General features: G+C 44.5%; 16 protein-coding genes. 7 read left to right on the top strand and 9 right to left on the bottom strand.

All coding sequences use genetic code 11. From position 1 onward, the window contains the following. Positions 1–22 precede the first annotated feature (22 nt). The 5 genes from B5D26_RS16540 to B5D26_RS08730 all read right to left on the bottom strand — a co-directional run bounded on the left by B5D26_RS16540 (position 23) and on the right by B5D26_RS08730 (position 4,004). Entirely contained in the window at positions 23–148 is a 126-nt protein-coding gene (locus tag B5D26_RS16540; protein ID WP_268808402.1) for a hypothetical protein, read from the bottom strand. 99 nt (positions 149–247) lie between these two features. Continuing rightward, the gene (locus B5D26_RS16420) at positions 248–622 is read right to left on the bottom strand and encodes a DJ-1/PfpI family protein (RefSeq protein ID WP_234985252.1); all 375 of its coding nucleotides are present in this window, start codon (positions 620–622) and stop codon (positions 248–250) included. Between the two features lie 152 nt (positions 623–774). Further along, entirely contained in the window at positions 775–2,082 is a 1,308-nt protein-coding gene (locus B5D26_RS08740; protein WP_078745356.1) for a tetratricopeptide repeat protein, read from the bottom strand. 119 nt (positions 2,083–2,201) lie between these two features. Next, a complete protein-coding gene (locus B5D26_RS08735) occupies positions 2,202–2,750 on the bottom strand; it encodes a hypothetical protein (protein WP_078745355.1) in 549 nt (182 codons plus the stop codon). A 90-nt stretch (positions 2,751–2,840) separates the two neighbouring features. After that, complete coding sequence (locus tag B5D26_RS08730; protein ID WP_078745354.1) at positions 2,841–4,004, bottom strand: hypothetical protein; 1,164 nt, start codon at positions 4,002–4,004, stop codon at positions 2,841–2,843. Between the two features lie 693 nt (positions 4,005–4,697). On the opposite strand from B5D26_RS08730, the gene B5D26_RS08725 reads away from it, so the two are divergent. Together B5D26_RS08725 and gabT are read left to right on the top strand one after the other, a co-directional pair. After that, a complete protein-coding gene (locus B5D26_RS08725; protein ID WP_078745353.1) occupies positions 4,698–6,161 on the top strand; it encodes an NAD-dependent succinate-semialdehyde dehydrogenase in 1,464 nt (487 codons plus the stop codon). 87 nt (positions 6,162–6,248) lie between these two features. Next, the gene (gabT, locus tag B5D26_RS08720) at positions 6,249–7,529 is read left to right on the top strand and encodes a 4-aminobutyrate--2-oxoglutarate transaminase (protein WP_078745361.1); all 1,281 of its coding nucleotides are present in this window, start codon (positions 6,249–6,251) and stop codon (positions 7,527–7,529) included. Between the two features lie 101 nt (positions 7,530–7,630). On the opposite strand, the gene B5D26_RS08715 is transcribed toward gabT, so the two are convergent. Next, positions 7,631–8,575 (bottom strand): LysR family transcriptional regulator, encoded by a 945-nt coding sequence (locus B5D26_RS08715; RefSeq protein WP_078745352.1) that lies wholly within the window; start codon positions 8,573–8,575, stop codon positions 7,631–7,633. A gap of 415 nt (positions 8,576–8,990) precedes the next feature. On the opposite strand from B5D26_RS08715, the gene B5D26_RS08710 reads away from it, so the two are divergent. From B5D26_RS08710 to B5D26_RS08695, 4 genes are all read left to right on the top strand, one after another. Further along, positions 8,991–10,850, top strand: a complete 1,860-nt coding sequence (locus tag B5D26_RS08710; protein ID WP_078745351.1) for a methyl-accepting chemotaxis protein — start codon at positions 8,991–8,993, stop codon at positions 10,848–10,850. A 285-nt stretch (positions 10,851–11,135) separates the two neighbouring features. After that, positions 11,136–12,158 carry a TRAP transporter substrate-binding protein gene (locus B5D26_RS08705; RefSeq protein ID WP_078745350.1) on the top strand — a complete coding sequence of 341 codons (1,023 nt, stop codon included), beginning with the start codon at positions 11,136–11,138 and terminating at the stop codon, positions 12,156–12,158. An 83-nt stretch (positions 12,159–12,241) separates the two neighbouring features. Then, the gene (locus B5D26_RS08700; RefSeq protein WP_078745349.1) at positions 12,242–12,799 is read left to right on the top strand and encodes a TRAP transporter small permease subunit; all 558 of its coding nucleotides are present in this window, start codon (positions 12,242–12,244) and stop codon (positions 12,797–12,799) included. Beyond that, complete coding sequence (locus tag B5D26_RS08695) at positions 12,789–14,108, top strand: TRAP transporter large permease (RefSeq protein ID WP_078745348.1); 1,320 nt, start codon at positions 12,789–12,791, stop codon at positions 14,106–14,108. The genes B5D26_RS08700 and B5D26_RS08695 overlap by 11 nt, the downstream gene beginning before the upstream one ends. A gap of 84 nt (positions 14,109–14,192) precedes the next feature. Here the strand turns inward: B5D26_RS08695 and B5D26_RS08690 are convergent, their stop codons facing one another. After that, complete coding sequence (locus B5D26_RS08690; RefSeq protein WP_078745347.1) at positions 14,193–14,840, bottom strand: pyridoxamine 5'-phosphate oxidase family protein; 648 nt, start codon at positions 14,838–14,840, stop codon at positions 14,193–14,195. A gap of 118 nt (positions 14,841–14,958) precedes the next feature. Here B5D26_RS08690 and pdxR point away from each other — a divergent pair, with 118 nt between their 5' ends. Then, positions 14,959–16,446, top strand: coding sequence for a MocR-like pyridoxine biosynthesis transcription factor PdxR (gene pdxR / locus B5D26_RS08685; RefSeq protein WP_078745346.1), 1,488 nt, complete (start codon positions 14,959–14,961; stop codon positions 16,444–16,446). 110 nt (positions 16,447–16,556) lie between these two features. On the opposite strand, the gene ccoG is transcribed toward pdxR, so the two are convergent. Both ccoG and B5D26_RS08675 read right to left on the bottom strand, forming a co-directional pair. Next, complete coding sequence (gene ccoG / locus B5D26_RS08680; RefSeq protein WP_078745345.1) at positions 16,557–17,990, bottom strand: cytochrome c oxidase accessory protein CcoG; 1,434 nt, start codon at positions 17,988–17,990, stop codon at positions 16,557–16,559. A 130-nt stretch (positions 17,991–18,120) separates the two neighbouring features. Next, positions 18,121–19,617 (bottom strand): HD-GYP domain-containing protein, encoded by a 1,497-nt coding sequence (locus B5D26_RS08675; protein WP_078745344.1) that lies wholly within the window; start codon positions 19,615–19,617, stop codon positions 18,121–18,123. Positions 19,618–19,778: the final 161 nt, after the last annotated feature.

Below are 19,778 nucleotides of genomic sequence, written 5' to 3'. Positions count from 1 at the left end.
CACCATTGACTTGTTATGGCTGCTATAGACCATGCTTCACTGCAAAAATATCGTTGTCTGGATTAGAGTTCCATTGATATTCTGCCCAATCAGCAATTGACTCAGCTCGACGTTTACCCCAAATTTCTTCAATTAAAGCTAAAGACATATCAATTCCGGCTGATACGCCTGCTGAAGAAAAGATATTGCCATCCTGAACCCAACGAGCTTTACCAATCCATTTAGTATCTAACCCCTGTGAAGATACCTAAGAAAATGCAAATTTGTTCGTGGTTGCCTTTTTTCCATCCAGCACCCCTGCTCTTGCAAGTAAAGCACTACCAGTACATACCGAGGCAATATACTTCGCTTTTGAAGCCTGGCTTGAAATCCAATTAATGACCTCGATATTATCCACTTCCTTTCGCGTTCCTATGCCACCAGGAACTAGGATGATGTCATAGTCAGTCTTGTTTGAAAGTAATTCCTGAGCCATTGCGGCGGGACCTTGAGCAGACATTATTGCGCCGGTTTCTTCTGCAACCATATCAATATTTAAATCATCGATTTGCCCAAACATTTCTAGCGGGCCAAAGACATCCAACAGCTCGAATCCTTCAAAAAGTAAAACACCTAGCTTCATAATGACTCTCTATTTGTGTAGCCATAACGCCGCGTTAAGTAGTGGGCAACGTGACCACTGAACCTAAACTATTGTGCCATAAACACTTAAGCTGAATAAAACCAAAAATGCCACGCGTTGCGAATCACTCTTAAACAGATTGTTAGCTGTACTTATGCGCCATGACACTTTTTGTATTTTTGGCCACTACCACAGTTGCAAAGGTCATTTCTAGACTGCTTCGGGCTAACTTCCGGATTGCGGATAGTGTCAACTCTTTGCTTTAACGTTGTTACAAGCTCACTAGATTTAGGATCAATACGCAACATCTCATCGTAATGCGTAATTGCCTTGTCATGCTCACCCAAAAACTCTGATAAGTAACTGCCAAGAGCTAAGTGTGCTTCAAGATAATCAGGGTTTAACTCGATAGCTTTCTTATAGAGTTCTACAATTTTAAGTTTGTTTTGCTTATTATTCTTACCGCGCGCTTTATAATAATTAACCAAATTAGCATATGCTTTCGGCTCAGCTGGGTTGTAAGAAATAATAGTTTCATATTGCTCTTTAGCTTGCTCATAGTCATCAAAATTTCTGGTCAATAGAACCCCTAAATTCAACCTTGCTTCAGTTAAATTCGGCATAACTGCTATTGCTCTTTGAAATAGTTCTTTAGCTTTTTCGTGTTCAATATCAAGTCTATATAATAAATAGCCATAATTATTCAAGGCATAAGCATTATTCTCATTAATTTCTAGAGCTTTATTGAAGTTAAACTCCGCTTTTTTAATATTACCTCGTTCTGATGCAATACTAGCTCTGATAGAATATGCATCAGATGTTGGCTCATAATCTTCAAACCACTGATCTAGTTCTATCTCTTTTTCATCGACATCTCCGATGAAGGAAATATTCAGCAACTTTACTAGGTGCGTAATATTTACGCCCCCTAAACAATCTAAAATTGAAGAGTAGCTTTCTGCTTTAAGTTCTTCAAAAGTTAGGTTTTTCTTATCGCTGATATATGCTAAAAAATCATTAATTTGAGATGTAATTGATTCGACTACCTTTAGCTCAGAAATTTCACTAACAACAGATGTAGCCGGTAATGTATTGATAACTTTCTTTAGGTTTTCTTGTTCTTTCAACCAGTGCCTTGTGTACGCAATTCTATCTGCTGTTGAGTAAATTCCTATTCCTTTCACAATAACAGGTAAGATCTTATCCTCATAGTTCCTGTCTTTAAGCAAATGCAAGACTTCTTTCATGCAATTTTTTGATCGTAAGTAACTATCACTAATTAACAAAATTGCAAAGTCCGACTCACGTATTGACTCCATAAAGTCAGATATGCTGTTTTTATAAGCCAAATCCCTAACATCTCTTCGTAAGTTAAGTTGTAAGCGGCTCAAATCTTCTTCTATTTGATCAGCAATCTTCATGTCTGACCACGAATACGATAGAAATATATTTTTATTCATTATTACCCACTAATCTTAAAATTACTGCTTGATTACGATGTACAGCCTGAACGTCCGCAGCACGGGTAAATTTGAAGCGCAGCGGAAAATTTATCCCTGTGCCTGCGCTTGTTATATTTTCACCGAAAGTTCGTATGGCCATCCGGGTTAATGACGTATTCAAAAGTTAATTCATCTATCGAATCATTTCTGGTGTTGTCCTTGATATCGATAATTTTTACCGCAGCAAAATTCCCATAGGAATTTTCGAATACAACTATATCCCCTTCTTGCGGTGTTCTACTTCTCGATGAAAAGTCATAGGACTTTGCATTAGAGATAAGATTGATTGCAGAAACTCCTTTGACTAAAGCTACCCCTTTAATCGAAGCAGGATCGTTGTATACATGAATTGATTCATCGCTTGCTTTTGACCATGCAGTTTCAAATAGAAGCTCATTGCTCCCGATGACAAAGCGTCCATTATTATTGCTATAGTCGAAAGTATTCCTGCCTTTAAGGCGATTCGAAGCATGCTTTTCAGGTTTCTTTGGCCAGTAATTAGCAGCTAAGGCACCAATGCTCACAATAAAGCCAATTGCGGGTTCAAATGAAGGCTCATTGTAAAACCACGCTCCAAAGCCAACCAATGCTGATACAGAGCAAAACCCCACTACCTTAGTTTGCACAAAAACTCCTTGAACGCCCGGCTCTGAGGCTGTTAAAAGTGGAGGCGAAGCCGGAGCTTTTAACAGTCCGACAGCAGCCGCTTGTTAGCATTAGACTCTCTCTAATATCTCAGTATAGGAAGACGACAACATACTAATAATCGCATCGTAAATTACTTCGTAGTCATCATTACTCTCATTGATGCCTAAACGAGTGTTTATTGATTTTAATGATTCCGACCTTTTCTCTGACGATTGCAAATGACAAGTTATAATTCTAAAGTCATATAGCACATAAAAAGGGCACATTAGATCAGCTGCATTCTCACAGCCTACTCTTTCTTCTAGCCACAATTGAAAAATCTTAAGGGAGCCCTTGTTTTTGGTGTCAGCAGCGCTATTCACTAGCTTTATATCATCCTTTATTGATTTATTGTTTATGCTTTCAACAAAAATTCTATTGAATGATTCAATGACAGGCCCAACATGCTTATCTTCCCAAAATATTGGCCTGTGTAGATTTGAGATTACTTGACTTACTTCACCTTCAAGCATGTACAGATCAAAAGACAACTTCTGTTTTACACGATCATTAAGCTCTTTCCTTAAATGGAAAGTGATGCTCTGCTTTGATGGATCAGAAAACTGTACATCAATTTGCGCGTCGTAAAATTCGGATTGTATATCATGATCCGTTTCGACATTTTCAGAGCGAAGGTAGTACTTTTCATTATCAGGAAGTTTATCAATATCTCCCAGCCAAAAAATAACCTTGTTATTCTTATTTACACCGAATGATATTATCCATTCATCGCTGTATGAAATGTTTCCGTACGTTTCAGAAAATAAGTCCAGTTTGTAATCTGGATGTTGAGAATATTTATTTAGAACAGATATATTAAAAAACACTGGAGTAAGAAAACCTTCATCCCACGGCCTAATAAGACCAGGTATATACTCGTAATCAATTTGTGAATAAAGAAAATCATACTTCTCGGCGAAAGAGAACCTTTTGTGCTCTAAGTTTTTTGGCGAAAGGACTATACCTGGCTTATTATTTTTTCTGGCTTCATCGACAAAGTAAGCAATCATGTGTTTTGTTTTATCCGGAAAATGGATTTCACCGCTTTTTTCATTGCGTAGTAATGGAACTCCACTCACGGATACTGAAATCTCATCAACAAAAAAGTCATACTCACCAAACCATAAGGAGAGTTTATCTCCAGTTTCTGTATCATAGTATCGCTGGACTTCCTCTAACTTCAGAATTTCCATATAAACTATATCTCTCAATTGATCTTGCCGCGGGCAAAAATGCTACATTTTTAATATCAGGCATACGCGTTTTGACGATTTCAATATACCGTCCAGAATGGAGGAAAGATTTTGATAAGAAAGGAAAAATCCATTTTCTGATCTGACCGCTTCCCTGCTAAACGCGCATGCGCGTTATCTCCAATAACCGTGCGCCTGTTATTTCGGTCACGATTTCCTTAACGTATTGATTTTGCAGTCTATCCGAAGTGACTAAATCAGTAAATCATGCATTAAACCTGACAAATCGAGCCTAATTTCCTACAAATATCAAAATAAACTGTATATTAAAACAGTTTTATGGAAAATATTGTTCCGAAGCATGATTAAAGAAGAGGGTTAAAACCACTTCAGCCAGTTTTAAAGCATGGTGCGGTTTAAGTGCTTCCCTCGCTACGTTTCTCCCCCAATTAACCCCTAGCAAAACCCCCTTTGTTCTTCGTCAGTTTACGGAGCTGGCGCTGAACTGCTTTACCTTGCGCTTTTAACGCCTGATCTGAGAAACCCTGCCCGCTTTAGTTCTATCTGTATCAAACCATGCTTCGATAGCTCTGCATTTTTCCAACTTTGGCGCTGCCTTAGGATGTGACGAAAACAAGGCGAACTTATTTTGCTCGCAATATTTTCATCATTCGCCAAAAAGTTGGAGCTGCCATGCTTTTAAAATTAAACGATCCTTTGTTGTTGAAAACCCAAGCCTATATTGACGGCCAGTGGGTGAATGCCGCCAGCGCTAAAGTTTTTGCGGTAACCAATCCTGCTAATGGTTTGAAAATTATTGATGTGGCCGATGTTGGCGCACGCGAAACCAAACAAGCCATTGCTGCGGCTGAAAAGGCTTTGGTGAGCTGGCGGGCGAAAACGGCAAAAGAGCGTTCGCAGTTACTGCGTAATTGGTTTGATTTAACCGTACAGCACAAAGACGATTTAGCGCGTTTGATGACCCTTGAGCAAGGTAAGCCGCTGAACGAAGCCTTGGGCGAGGTGATGTATGGCGCGTCGTTTATTGAGTGGTTCGCAGAAGAAGCCAAACGTGTGTACGGTGATGTGATTCCCGCTACTGGTGGCGACAAGCGTTTGCTTACCATCAAGCAACCTGTAGGCGTGGTCGCGGCGATTACCCCTTGGAACTTCCCCATTGCGATGATCACCCGTAAAGCAGCGCCTGCGTTGGCCGCAGGTTGCACGATTGTGATTAAACCTTCTGAAGAAACCCCTTTGTGTGCCTTGGCATTGGCTGAGTTGGCGCATCGTGCGGGCATTCCTGCGGGTGTGCTGAACGTGGTGGCAGGTAAGGATGCGGTGGCGATTGGTGGTGAGCTGACCTCTAGCACCGTTGTTCGCAAACTGAGCTTTACGGGTTCTACTCCTGTGGGCAAAAAACTGATTGCCCAGTGCGCGCAAACCGTTAAACGCACCTCTATGGAGTTGGGCGGCAACGCGCCTTTTATCGTGTTTGATGACGCAGATCTTGACGCAGCGGTTGAAGGTGCATTGGCCTCTAAATATCGCAACGCAGGCCAAACTTGTGTCTGTGCTAACCGTATTCTGGTGCAAGACAGTGTTTATGACGCTTTTGCTGCCAAGTTAGCCGCCCGTGTTGATGCATTCAAAGTGGGTGAGGGCACCATTCCCGGTGTGCATATCGGCCCTCTAATCAATAAATCTGCTGTTGAAAAAGTCGATCATCTGGTCAGCAGTGCTTTAAAAGGCGGTGCTAAAGCCTTGGTGGGCGGTAAGCGTTCGGCACAGGGCGAGCTGTTCTATAGCCCTACCATTTTAACGGGTGTGACCGCTGATATGGCGATCTTTAACGAAGAGATCTTCGGCCCTGTTGCGCCACTTTTCCGTTTTAAAACTGAAGAAGAAGCCATCGCGATGGCGAATGCGACGCCTTATGGCTTGGCGGCTTATTTCTTTGCGGGTGATTTAGCGCGTATCTGGCGTGTTTCAGAAGGTTTGGAATACGGCATGGTAGGGATTAACGAAGGTTTAATTTCAACAGAAGTGGCTCCTTTTGGAGGCGTTAAAGAGTCGGGTACGGGGCGTGAAGGTTCTAAGTACGGTATCGACGAATATCTGGAAATTAAATACCTGTGCATGGGCGGTATTCGCTAAGCACCTGTAATGCCTGATTTTTTGAATCATTAATAAGTCATTTATTGTCAATCAACCAGCCTTGCTGGTGTTTATGTGAGTGTAGAGATGAGCCTGAATAACAGTTTGCAACAACGTAAAAACAACGCCATCGCTCGTGGGCAAGGTAACGCAGCACAAGCTTATATTGAACGTGCTGAAAACGCTGAAATGTGGGATATCGAAGGCAACCGCTATATCGATTTTGGTGCGGGTATTGCGGTGGTGAATACAGGTCACAACCACCCAAAAGTGAAAGCAGCGGTACAAGCGCAGTTAGAAAAATTCAGCCACACCTGTGTGATGGTAACCCCTTATGCATCAGCGGTTGAACTGGCTGAAAAACTGAACGCGGCAGCACCGGGCAACAGTCCTAAGAAAACCATTTTTGTGACCACGGGTGCAGAAGCGGTTGAAAACTGTGTGAAGATCGCCCGTTGCCATACTGGCCGTTCAGGCATTATTGCTTTCCACGGTGGTTTCCACGGTCGTACCAATTTCACGATGGGTTTAACAGGTAAAGTCGCGCCTTATAAAGCCGGTTTTGGCCCATTCCCAGCGGGTATTTTCCACGTACCTTACCCAAATGAGTATCACGGTGTTACGGTTGAACGTTCACTAGAAGCGCTAGAAATGGTGTTCAAATGTGATATCGAAGCGAGCCAAGTTGCGGCCATTATCATTGAGCCAGTGCAAGGCGAAGGTGGCTTCTACCAAGCGCCTGCTGAGTTTATGCAAGCGCTGCGCAAGATTTGTGATCAGCACGGCATTTTACTGATCGCAGATGAGATTCAAACAGGCTTTGCCCGTACGGGTAAAATGTTTGCCACTGAATACTCCAATATCGAACCTGACCTGATGACGATGGCGAAAGGCATTGCAGGTGGTTTCCCATTGGCAGCGGTTGTGGGTAAGGCGGAGATTATGGATTCTCCTCTACCGGGTGGTTTAGGCGGTACTTATGGCGGTTCACCTATCGGCTGTGCCGCAGGTTTGGCTGTTTTAGACGTGATTGAAGAAGAGAAATTGGCAGATCGCGCCCTGCAAATTGGCGAGCGTATCCGTCAGCGTCTACAACAGTTGCAGCAAAATCACCCTGACCGCGTGGGCGCTGTACGTCACCTAGGCGCGATGATTGCGCTAGAGTTGGTCAAAGAAGGTGATGCGGCGAAGCCCGATGCTGATCTGACCAAAGCGATTGTGGCTGAGGCGGCAAAACGCGGTTTAATCCTGCTGTCTTGTGGTATTCGTGGCAACGTGATTCGCTTCCTGCCTGCGTTGACCGCACCAATGGAGATTATTGACGAAGGGATGGATATTCTGGACGCGGTAATCTCGTCTCTGGTGTAACTGAGCTGAGAGCAAATCAAAAGAGCGGTCATGGTGCCGCTCTTTTTTTATGGCGCTCTTTTTTATGCGGCTATTTTTTATGTTGATTGTTGGTGTGCAAATTAATAGGGGGCGTGTGCAGAACCGCTATTAAAGCTGCGCTCAATCAGTTCCAAAAAGAGTTCTCTCGGCTTGTTGGGTTGCGCGGTCTTTTTACTGATCACCGCCATGCCCAAGTTATAAAAACGCCGCTCGGGTGCCAGAGCCACAATTTGTCCCGCTTCCAGATAAGAGGACGCATAAGCCTCGGGCAAAAAGCCGATATATTGCCCAGATAAAATCATCCCCAACCGCCCCTCATAAAAATAAGCTTTCGCTGATAAATTCATTAAGTTGAGCTGCTGATCAACGGCCTCATGGGGTTTTAAACCTGCGTGTACCGTTGGAAACTGATTGATTGCCTCATCGGTTAAGTCATCAGAGGCGAGCTGTGCCAACGGATTATCCGCACTGGCATAGAGACGGCAGGTTTCGCTATAAAGATGTTGATAACTCAGCCCCTCTAACTGACGGTGATAGGGGATAAACCCGACATCGGCGGCATCATTTAAAATCATGCGCTCAATCTCTGCCATTGAGGCCACATCCGTTGCTAACTCAACACCGGGAGCACTTTTAATGAATTGCTTGACCAGATCTGGAAAGTTGCAGCGTGGATCTAAACTTACGGTATCGGTTAATACCAATCGTAAACGTCCGGTTAAACTGCTGTTTAAGTTGTTCACGGTTGTGCGAAAAGCGTCCAATGAATCCAGTAGGTTCTCGGTCATCTGATAGATGACTTCGCCCTCTTCTGTGAGCGAAAAACCGGAACGTCCGCGTTTACACAACACCAAATTTAAACGCGACTCTAAGTTTGAAATATGCAAGCTGATTGTCGAACGACCGATATTCAGTGCAGTTTCTGCCGCTGAAAAACCACCACAATCGGCAACGGTCTTAAACACTTTTAGTTGCTTAATTTCGTAGTCGCCTACTTGTCCAAGAGAGTAATTTTTTTGACTCATTGGTCATACCTGCACGTTAGAGTTACTCGCATCATCAAAATGTCACGGACTTAGTTTAACAGAGGCCAGAAATTCCTACGCTGAGAATCTTATGCTGCGCCGCATACAATGTTTGTTGCAGATAAATCTTTATGTCGATTTGACAGGATTTTTTGATTGGAATGGCAGCGGTAAAGTGATCGCCAGCTCTTCAGCACAACCTTACGCTGTTTTGCGAGCGGTGTGAGGTTGAGAGTTGTTGTCTACATTGAAGACCATTTTTGTACGCTAGTACCCGATCAGCTGCACTGAACACCCTGCAGATCGGATTCCTTGGCCTGGTAGCAATACCAGGTCTTTTTTTATCAAAAATAATACTGGGTTTACGCCCTCAAGTGATTTGTCCCCTTCTCATCACTCAGAAAGGAAGCCGACTATGCGCATCCACCTTAGCCTAAAACAAAAACTACTTACGATTATCATCAGCGTTGTATTGGGATTATGCATTGTAGGCTTTAATTCGATTAACGCGATTTTGCACATCAATGATGCCAGCGAGCAACTGAACCAAGTCAATCATTCGGTGAATCAGATGGCGGGTTTACAGATCGAGCTGCTGAGCGTTGAACGCAAGATAGAGCATCTCTCTAGCGCGACTGTGGCGGATACCATACTGGCCTTGCAGCAGATTCGTATGCCGGAGATGTCGTGGGGTGACAGGTCTGATTATCGTCAAATCAGTGAGCAGGTAGACCACTATGTCACCTATCTTAAAGAGGTTATTGATCTAAAGAGTCAGTTAGGAATAGATGAATTTTCTGGGTATGTTGGAAAGGTCAATAAAAACGCTCAGCTTTTAAGTGATAAAATTAGCCTCTTAGATAGCTTTGCCAGCCGTTTAAAAGAGATTAGAACGGCGGAGAAAGATTTTCTGATTTACGGCGATCAGGCCCGAGCGGTGGAAATTCTGCACCAAATTGAGGCTTTAAAGGCGCAGATCAAGCAGTTCTCCTTTGAGGATCTATTTATGGCCGATGTTGAGCGTTATGAACAGGCCATAAAAGAGATGATTCGTTTGAAAGAGCAGCTTGAGGCCAAAGAACATCTGCTGAAAAAGACCAAGGCAGAAACGGTTAGCTCGATTAAGACCTTTAATGATTACTTGCTAAATACGGTGCTATCCAATGCAAAACAACAACTTAAAGACTCTCAAGAGGGTTCAATCCGAAATACGATCATAGGCACTGTTGTGATTATATTGATATCAACCGTTATCAGTAGTTCTGTTTCTATTTCAATTTCTAGAAACATTAAATTGATTTTATCAAGGGTTGATCAAATATCTAAAGGCGATTTAAGTTTGGATAACCTGTCAGTGTTGATCAATAAAGACAATGATGAGTTTTCACGTTTGTCTCACTATATCAATAGAATGACACAAAACCTCAATAAACTGATTTCGCACATTGTTACAAGTAATGTTGATATTAAGCAAATGTCGACCAATATGGATGCCTCTATTTCAGGCATTAACCTGAGCAGTGAAAAAGTCAGTGCGAAAAGTCAGGTATTGGTGGCGTCAACAGAGCAGATCAAACACACCACGCAGCAGTTGGCGCATCATGCCAACGAGGTGAGCCAGTCAACACAGCAGGCCTACCGTTCTGCTCATCAAGGGGCGCAGGTGATTGCTAAAACCATTGGGGCCTTCAATAAGGTCGCAGAAGTGGTAGACCGCAATAGCGCGGCGGTTGCTCAGTTGGGTGAGCGTTCAAAAGAGATTGATGTGGTCATTGATTTGATTGTCAGCGTTGCAGAGCAAACCAATTTATTGGCGCTGAACGCTGCGATTGAAGCGGCACGGGCAGGTGAAGCGGGGCGGGGATTTGCAGTGGTGGCCGATGAGGTTCGGGCCTTGGCTGAAAAAACGGTATCAGCCACCAGTAGCATCACTGACAAAATTGAATTGATACAGCGTGAAACTCAAAGTGTGATCAGCGCCATGCATGAAACCCGCGAGATGGTGCAAGAGGGCAGTGTATTCAGTTTAGAAGCGGAAGAGGCGATCAAACAAATTGAAAGCCAAACCGCTACGGCTTCAACACAAGCAGAAGACATTGAGTCTTCGATACAAAGTGTGCTGCAGACCACTCAGATAATGGCACAAAATATGGACGATATCGCAGGTGAAATTAACAATAACTATCAGGCTACTCTGACAATAAAAGAAAGTAGTCAATCTGTTGATCAACAAATAGAAGCGTTAGAAATCATTACACGTCAATTCAAAATATAAACAGTACTAAAGTACTTATTTTTGTACTTAAGCGTTAGTGTATTTACTCTTTTTGGCAGCACTAAATTTGTGCAATGCTTGTAATAATGCACTGATTTTAAGCTTTATTTTTGAGAAAAGAACTCAGTATTAAATGTGTCAGACTTTGTTTGATCCGCTCAAAACTTTACTTGAGCCAGTGAAGGTTTAATTCGCGAGTAGATTTTGAAAATATCCACATCAGGCATTCTCTCTAGAGCAGAGCGTCTTAAATAAAACCAAAAAAAATGAGACAAGAGGCAGTACATGCTAAACATAATCAAGAACGTACAGAAAAAACTGGTGACAGGTTCTCTGGCTGTGGCACTGGGTTTGAGTGCGCTAAGCGCAACAACCGCTTTTGCCGCTGAGCATAACTGGCGCTTTGCTAACCTATATAGCCGTGGTACCGCATACGGTGAGTTGTATGAAAACCTAGGCAAAAACATTGAGCAGATGTCTGCGGGCAAAATCAAAGTGCAAGTGCTGTACTCTGGAGAAGGGGTGGGCAGCTCAGGTATTTTGGGTGCGGTGAAATCGGGTCTGGTGACGATGGGCGCGCCGTTCCAATCTATGCACGCTGGTGAGCTACCTGCGGGTGTAGTTGAAATTGGTTTGCCGGGTGGCACCGATGATGTCGGTGAACTGAGCACCTTGTTCCATGAAAAAGGCTGGGACAAAGTACTGAAAGAAGCGTATGGCGCACAAGGTTTAGTCTGGCTGGATCCGTACATTCAACCACCGGTTTATATCATCACTAAAAAGCCAATCAACTCTGTTGCCGATTTCAAAGGTCTGAAAATTCGTGCACCGGGCGCTTATGGTAAGTTCCTACGTCAACTGGGTGCCTCTCCTGTGTCTCTGGCGTGGAGCGAAATTTACACCAGTCTTTCAACAGGCGTTATTGACGGTTCTATCGGTAGTAACATGATCGACCACCGTGATGGTAACCACGTTGAAGTGGCAAAATATATGTACCGTCTACCACTCGCGGGTGCACAAGTATTGCCAATTGTTGTGAACCGTAGCGCGTGGAACAAGCTGACACCTGAGCTACAAGCCATCGTTTCGGCGGCCACCACAATTCATGCCCGTGAGCAGATGACTAAGTCTAAACTATGGGAATCACAAGCTGTGGCTGAAATGGAAGCCAAAGGCTTGAAGTGGAGCCCAGAGCCTTCTGCTGAAGATAAAGCCGCTTGGAAAGCTGCAGCTGCTAGCCTGTGGGATGAGTACGCAAAATCAGACAAATACAGCGCACAGCTGATTGAGATTCTGAAAAAACAATAAGTCATCCCGTATGACATGCCAAGGAGGCGGACATTGTTCCGCCTCCTTCAGTTTACCCCCCTGTCGGCAAAAAGGTTTTTATAATGATAACTAAAGCCATACAGAGCTACTGCAATGCTGTACATCACTTGGTCGACTTTGTGGGTCGTTCGGTGGGTTACATCATGCCACTACTCGCCTTTGTAGTGGTGTTTGAAGTGGTCGCTCGCTATTTTTTTGATAGTCCAACCATTTGGGCATACGACTTATCACTGTTTATGTTTGGTTATATTTCGGCGTTGTCAGGTGCTTATGCGCAACAAAAAAGAGCGCATATCAACGTGGATATTCTCTACAACCACGTTCGACCTAAAGTCCGTAGTATTTTCAATATTTTGTCATTCAGCATCGCGTTGATCTTTGCCTTAATCATTATCTACATGAGCATTGATAAGTTCTATGAAGCCATTGAGTTTAACTACAGACGGCAAAGTGAATGGGCGCCACACATGCATCATTTTTGGGTGATGATGGTGGTGGCTTGTGGCCTGCTAAGCCTGCAATTGATCAGTGACATTTTGCTGAACGCTTACTTCTTTGTGACAGGGAAAAAACTAATTCCCAACGCGCCAGATACTGAGGAATTTACACATGGGAATTGAGTTACTCACAGGCGTTTTGTTGCTCTGTATTTTGGTAACCTTTGCGATGGGTGCGCCAGTGGGTTTAGGCCTTGGCGGTATCGCGATGATCGTAGGTTACATGACTTGGGGGGATGGCATTTTTAATGTGATCCCGACCACCTTAGAGTCAACTTTCTTCAGTTTTATCTTGTTGGCGATTCCGCTGTATATCTATATGGGCCAGTTACTGACCCGTTCCGGTATTGGTGATGCCATGTTTAATGCCAGTCAGATGCTGATTGGTAAAATACGAGGCTCATTAGCCATCAGCGTGATTGTGGTCTGTTCCATGATTGGTGCGATGGTGGGGATTATTGGCGCAGGGATTATGACCTCTGGCAGTATTGCCCTGAAACCCATGTTAGACCGTGGTTACGACAAGCGTTTGGCTTTGGGTGTGATCATGGCTGGCGGTGGTTTAGGGATTTTGATTCCGCCTAGCGTGCCGATGATTATGTTTGCGTCTTCAACACAAACCTCTGTTGGGCGTATGTTTATCGCCGCATTGATTCCCGCTTTGATCACCATTGTATTGCTGATCACTTATGTGGTCGTCAGCTGCAAACTGAATCCCTCAAAAGCTCCTATCGGCAATGATGCCCATGATGAGATGACGCCAAAAGAAAAGTTTCGTACAGGACGTGACGGCTTGTTCTCGGTGTTGCTGATTACCGCAGTGTTGGGCAGTATTATCACAGGTATTGCGACACCCACCGAGTCTGGCGCAATTGGTGTTGCCGGTGCGGTGTTGTTAGCCATTGTCTTCAAACGCTTTAAACGCGAGATATTCGAGTCAGCAGGTTTATCCTCTGCACTGTTAGTCAGCGTTGCGATGTGGATTATTTTTGGCGCAACTGTGTTCAGTAACTTCCATCTGTTGATGGGGGTGCAAAACATGATCGCAGGCTTTACTCAAGACCTTGGTTTACCGCCCATTGGCGTGATCATCATGTTCCAGCTGATCATGTTGCTGCTGGGCTTTATCATTGACGAATTTATTATTGTCTTGATCTGTGCACCACTGTTCACACCGATTGCGGTATCACTGGGTTTTGACCCGATTTGGTTTGGTATTTTGATGATTTTGAACATCGAAATTGCTGTGCAAACGCCGCCTTATGGATTCGCATTGTTCTATCTGAAAGGGATTGCGCCACCAGATATCACCATGTTGGACATCTACCGCTCGGTGACCCCTTTTGTGCTGATTAAACTGTTTGTGTTGGTGTTGTGCATGTTGTTCCCAGACATTGTGCTGTGGCTGCCCAACAAAATGATGAACGGTTGACGGCTGTTGCGCCTTCAACTCTGACCTTGTTATTGAACTCATTACTGACCAAGGGGCGCATGGATGCCCCTTGGTCAGCTCATCTTATAACGCAAACAACTGCTCTGGCTCTGCGTATGGTTCGGTTTGCTTAGGATCTTGTTGCGCTTTGCCCCACTTCTGCTCTAACGGAATGACCCCCGCCCAAACAGGCCAGTCGTAATCCGCAGCATCATCAACGGGGGGCTCGGCTCTGAGTTTGGCCGAAGCTTCTTCAATTTTGATCCGCACTAAACCCGTGTTTTTAATCTCATCATCGGTAATCGGTCTTAAACTTTCCCAACGCTCTGGACAGACTTTATCGAGAAAGATCTTAAAGTGACGGGCTTTTTCATCAAAATCAGTGACCGCTTCAGGCACACCAAACAGGCACACCGAGCGATAGTTTACCGAGTGGTGAAAGGCAGAGCGTGCCAAGACCAAACCATCCAACTGGCAGATGCTGATGCAGACTTTTTGCTGCGCTTGTGCGCTGCCATGTACGTTGCGCGCTTTGGCATGGCCGTGCCAATAAAAATAGTCGCCATCACGCCAGTGACAAGTTGGAACCACAAAACATTGTCCCTCTTTTTGCTGCGCAATATGGCACAGTAAAGCGCTGTCGATAATTTGATGAATCAGCTCTGCGTCATAGCTGGCGCGTTTAGGGCCACGGCGTACATGGCTTAAGGGGGATTCTAGTGATTGGCTCATGGCTAACTCCTTGTCGTGGGGAATGGGCTGTAGGGTTGAATCATTGTCTGGTGGTGACTGTAGCGAGATCTGGTTATGATCAAAATATCCAGAATTTATAATTTTTATCAGGCCAGATATGAAGCATGCCCTTGCCAGTTTGAACTTATCGCTGAATTTTTCTGAACCGCGTTTATCACAGCAGTTGGTGGAGCAGATCAAAACAGCCGTACAAAGTGGGCGTTTGAATACCGGCGATAAACTGCCCGCTTCCCGCGCGTTGGCTTTATCTTTAGGGGTTTCCCGTAGCACCACGTTGAATGCTTATGAGCAGTTGATTGCGGAAGGGGTTCTCTACAGCGAGGCCAAGCGCGGGGTATTTGTGGCGCAAAATGTGAGCTTTGCGCATACGGCGGTGAAGTTGCCCAATGTTGTCTCTGAACCTGAGCCTGTGCTGCGGTTTGATTCAGGGGTGGATGCAACGGTTTTTCCGGCTAAGGAGTGGGCGCGCAGTATGCGTCGTAGTTGGCTAAAACCTGATCTTAAGTTACTGCAAGGGGGTTATCCCACGGGCTTTCCGGCTTTAAAAGTGGCGTTGGCAGATTATCTGTATCGGGTCAGAGGTTTGGTTTGCAGCCCCGAGCAGATTGTTATTACCGCAGGTAATCGAGATGCACTCATCATTTTGCAACATACGTTGGCACGGATTGCACCACAGGCGCAGTGGTGGTTAGAGGCGCCCTGTTATCCACCTATGCAGTCAGTCTTGGCGGATAAAGCGCAAGGATTGCACTATTTACAAGTCGATCAAGAGGGCGCTTGTCTACCCGCTTTATCCGCTGCCCCTTATGGACAGGTTGCAATTACGACCCCCAATCGACAATACCCGTTGGGTATCAGTATGAGTTCTGCGCGACGACAGTTGTGGTTGCAGGCGCTGCAACATTCGGAAACGCCGCTGTGGTTAATCGAAGATGATTATGACAACGAGTTTATCTACCAAGGCCGCAGTGGCTTGCCGTTGATGCAGGCGGATCTGAGCGAACGGGTATTTTTTCTTGGCAGCTTCTCTAAAGTGCTGTTTAGAGGGCTGCGTTTGGGATTTATCGTGGCACCCAAAAGCCAAGTCTCACAGCTCTGTGCCAGCCAAAAGGCGTTAGGTGCATCGGCCTCGCTGCCCATGCAGCCAGTGGTGACTGATTTTATGTTGCAAGGCAGCTTTGATCGCCATTTAAACCGTATGCGCCGACATTATCGCCTACGTCGAGATTATTTGTTGAGCCTGCTTGAGCAAAACCTTACCCCTTGGTTTGACTGGCAAAAACCGACAGGTGGTATGCATATTATCCTGCGTTTTAAAGCTGAGTTATTGGCACAAACTACGGGGCAGTTACTTGATCAGCAGATTGCGAGGCAGTTAGAGCAGATAAGAGTTTCAGGGGCTAAAATACAGCTTTCGGTTTTATCTGCACATTACCCTGCCCAAAATGCAACGGCTGTTGATTTTCAGATAGGGCAAGGTTTTGTATTAGGTTTTAGTGCAACTGATGAGAGGAATATGTTGCTGCTGATTGAGCAGTTAAAGCAGGTGATGCTGAACCTTAGATTGGAGTGTACAGGGGTCTGACCATATCATGATTTTTGAGTTTAAAACCCTATGTAGGCTTCAACACGAGATTAAAGAAATGGCGCTTCTTTATGAGTGAATAAGTCGCGCCATGCTCTTAGTTTTGTAGATTAAATTGAACCTGTTAAGAATGTTGTGCTTTTGCGAATTTCTTTAACCCCGCTGGTGAAGACAAACTCAATTTTGCTATTGGCTTGCTTGGCCTGGCTGGTGCAAACCCGATAGGCACGCCATGTGGCATTGTCGTCAGTAGTGCTAATCGTGCTTTGCCCATGTAACTGTAGTTGTTCAAGCCCTGTTACGGTTACAGAGATCTGTTGTTGGTTATGGTCAAAATTTTCAACTTTTAAATTATATTGATTGCACACTGTATGTTGGTCAATTTTGGTAAATAAGGTCTGTCGATCTCGGCGTACTTCAATTAATAAGTCTGTTGTGTTCATAAAACCGTACAGCACGGCACTTAACGCGCAAAGTACGACGGTGGCGTAACCTGCCAACTTGGGCCTAAATAGGCTACGGGGTTTTGATCCTGCCAGTTCATGCTCAGAGGCAAAGCGGACCAGTCCTTTAGGCTTGCCAACTTTCAGCATCACCTCATCACAGGCGTCAATACAAGCACCGCAGTCAATACAAGCGGCTTGCAAACCATCCCGAATATCAATACCTACCGGACATACTTGTACACAGATGGTGCAGTCAATACAGTCGCCACCCGTTATATTACTGGCAGAGAGGTCGCGTAGCTCAGTGTCATAGGCGGGATTGCTGAGATCTGTCGCGATTAAATTCTGTCTTGATGCTGTACCTGCTTTGCGTACACGGCGTGGTTCGCCACGGCCAGCGTCATAACTGACTGTGCGGGTATCAGAGTCAAACATCACGCCTTGAAAGCGAGAGTAGGGGCAAGCGTGTAAGCAAATCTGTTCTCGTACTAAGCCTGCATTGAGGTAGGTTAAAGCGGTCATGCTGAACAACCAGCCTGATACCATAAGAGAGCTATTTAGTGTGAACAGGTCGTACACAAGCTCTCGAATAGGTAGAAAATACCCAGTAAAAGTTAAGGCGGTAAATAAAGCCGTCGCCAACCATAACGCATGTTTGCTGATACGGCGCAGCAGTCTTTTTCCGGTTAAAGGTAATTGGTCATTTTTGGCGCGAATGTTGGCTTTACCTTCTGTCCACTGCTCAATGCGTATGAAAATCCATGTCCAGATGCTTTGTGGACATGCAAAACCACACCAAACACGCCCCCATGCGACAGCCATAAAAAATAGCAGACAAGCCCCCGCAATCATTAAACCCGCCATGATGGGTAGGTCATGCCAAGAGACTACTGTGCCAAAAAGGAAAATTTTACGTTCGGCAAATGAGAAAAATAGCCAAGGTACATTATCGACCTTCACCCAAGCCAAGCCAAAAAATAGCGCGATCATTGGCCAGCTGACTAATCGGCGCAGCTTTTGATATTGCCCCTCTATTAAGCGGACATGGTATTTCGTTGGCTCGCTGAGTTGTATAAAAGGTGTTTTTTCCACGGTCATGGATCCTCTAATCTCGGTTAGAGGTAGGGTAGCGTTAACCGAGATAGAGGAGCAGGCCTACAAAAATCAAAAACAATAGGTACAGATTGTCTTTGTACCTTAATTTTGTTTCTTAACTTTGTTCCTTAACTTAGTGGTTGTCTTTAAAGGTTAGGGCGATCTGTACAAATGCGTCTTCACAGCTTAAAAATGCATCCACTACCCTAGGATCAAAATGGCTACCTTGTCCTTCAATAATAATTGACTTGGCTTTGTCATGACTAAAAGCAGGTTTGTAAACACGTTTGGAAATTAACGCGTCATAAACATCTGCCAGAGCCATCAAGCGTGCTGAAAGCGGAATTTGCTCACCTTGTTTGCCCATAGGATAACCTGATCCATCCCACTTCTCATGATGATTGGCCGCAATATCTTGAGCGTGGCGTAAAAAGGCATTGTCGCTGACGGACTCGGCGGCATGGTCAAGCGCATCTGAGCCTAACTGCGCATGAGTACGCATAATATCAAACTCATCATCTGTGAGTTTGCCGGGTTTCAGTAGAATGTGATCGGGAATACCAACTTTACCAATGTCGTGTAATGGTGCTGTTTTATAAAACAGCTGAATGGTTTCAGGGTCTAGTATTGCGGTGAAATCTGGGTGGTTGCTTAAATGCTCTGCTAAAACACGTACATAATGTTGTGTACGCAAAACATGGGCACCCGTTTCATTATCTCTTGCTTCAGCCAATGACGCCAAAGCAACAATAGTGGCATCCCTTGTTTCGCGTAGGTTATTTTGCGCGGTTAGTAAGCTGCTGACCATTGCATTGGTACCCTGCGCCATAGTACCAAACTCATCTTGGCTAGCCACAGGCACTCTGACTTGTAAATTACCCTCAGCTACAGCACTTAGTACATTGTTTTGAAAACCTAAATACATCTGCATATTCAATGCATAGTGGCGAATAATGGTGATGATATAGGCCAACATGACAAGCGTAACAAAGGCAAACTCTTGTAAAATACTATTGCGGGTTTTCTCTGCCCCAAGGGTGATACCCTCTTGTAAAATCCATTCTAAATCTTTGTTAACCACTAGAAATAGTACTAAGGCAACGCTAAACACTAATACCAATGCCAGTGTCGTAAACCTATGCACAAAAGAGCTGGCTTGTTGTTTTATCGCTAAACTTTCACCGGTGTTTACTAGCTCATGCGCTTGCTGGCGCTCGCGTATCAATGCTAAGTCAACCGCGACAAATATACCTAATAGGCTCATACCAAATAGTACTTTCAAATTACTGTGCCAAGGCGAGCTGTATAAAAGCAAATTAACGATGACTAAGCCCAATGCCGCAGTTAAAAACAAACCTAAATCAACATAAAACTGTGCGCGGATACGTTGTTCGTAAGCAAGCAAGTTGATACGTTTCATCAACATTGAGCGAAGGCTATATACCAGCATGATAGGAATAAAAAGCTGCCACCAGGCAATACTCTCTAACAAAGGGCAAACCTGTCCGCCATAAAGGCTAAAAAGAGCACTGGCAACCATATAATGAAGTAAAGGGTACTGAGCTGTGCTTGCAATTTTAATCGAGGGATAAATACCCTGGGTGTTTGATATATTCGATCTGCCCGACATTAGCCCTCTCCTAATATGATCTGAAATGAGTCAAATCAAGCTTAAAAAACGTGTAGCTCTTGCATAGCTTACGTTAGTCGTTGTGATTTAGTTTCAGAAAGATTGCTGATGAGTGGATGTTTTTTTGTTTGCACAATGCGGATACCCCGTCAATGGGGCAG

The sequence above is a fragment of the Oceanospirillum multiglobuliferum genome (assembly GCF_900167095.1).
Taxonomy (GTDB): Bacteria; Pseudomonadota; Gammaproteobacteria; order Pseudomonadales; family Halomonadaceae; genus Oceanospirillum; species Oceanospirillum multiglobuliferum.
The sequence above is the reverse complement of the archived record's forward strand: the minus strand, read 5'-3'. Positions and strand labels throughout refer to the sequence as shown.

Bases quoted from the DNA above. Each gene is read 5' to 3' on its own strand.
- B5D26_RS08705 (WP_078745350.1), top strand. From the start codon at position 11,136: ATGCTAAACATAATCAAGAACGTACAGAAAAAACTGGTGACAGGTTCT.
- B5D26_RS08690 (WP_078745347.1), bottom strand. From the start codon at position 14,840: ATGAGCCAATCACTAGAATCCCCCTTAAGCCATGTACGCCGTGGCCCT.
- ccoG (WP_078745345.1), bottom strand. From the start codon at position 17,990: ATGACCGTGGAAAAAACACCTTTTATACAACTCAGCGAGCCAACGAAA.
- B5D26_RS16540 (WP_268808402.1), bottom strand. From the start codon at position 148: ATGTCTTTAGCTTTAATTGAAGAAATTTGGGGTAAACGTCGAGCTGAG.
- B5D26_RS08675 (WP_078745344.1), bottom strand. From the start codon at position 19,617: ATGTCGGGCAGATCGAATATATCAAACACCCAGGGTATTTATCCCTCG.
- B5D26_RS16420 (WP_234985252.1), bottom strand. From the start codon at position 622: ATGAAGCTAGGTGTTTTACTTTTTGAAGGATTCGAGCTGTTGGATGTC.
- B5D26_RS08730 (WP_078745354.1), bottom strand. From the start codon at position 4,004: ATGGAAATTCTGAAGTTAGAGGAAGTCCAGCGATACTATGATACAGAA.
- B5D26_RS08740 (WP_078745356.1), bottom strand. From the start codon at position 2,082: ATGAATAAAAATATATTTCTATCGTATTCGTGGTCAGACATGAAGATT.
- B5D26_RS08710 (WP_078745351.1), top strand. From the start codon at position 8,991: ATGCGCATCCACCTTAGCCTAAAACAAAAACTACTTACGATTATCATC.
- pdxR (WP_078745346.1), top strand. From the start codon at position 14,959: ATGAAGCATGCCCTTGCCAGTTTGAACTTATCGCTGAATTTTTCTGAA.
- B5D26_RS08715 (WP_078745352.1), bottom strand. From the start codon at position 8,575: ATGAGTCAAAAAAATTACTCTCTTGGACAAGTAGGCGACTACGAAATT.
- B5D26_RS08700 (WP_078745349.1), top strand. From the start codon at position 12,242: ATGATAACTAAAGCCATACAGAGCTACTGCAATGCTGTACATCACTTG.
- B5D26_RS08695 (WP_078745348.1), top strand. From the start codon at position 12,789: ATGGGAATTGAGTTACTCACAGGCGTTTTGTTGCTCTGTATTTTGGTA.
- gabT (WP_078745361.1), top strand. From the start codon at position 6,249: ATGAGCCTGAATAACAGTTTGCAACAACGTAAAAACAACGCCATCGCT.
- B5D26_RS08725 (WP_078745353.1), top strand. From the start codon at position 4,698: ATGCTTTTAAAATTAAACGATCCTTTGTTGTTGAAAACCCAAGCCTAT.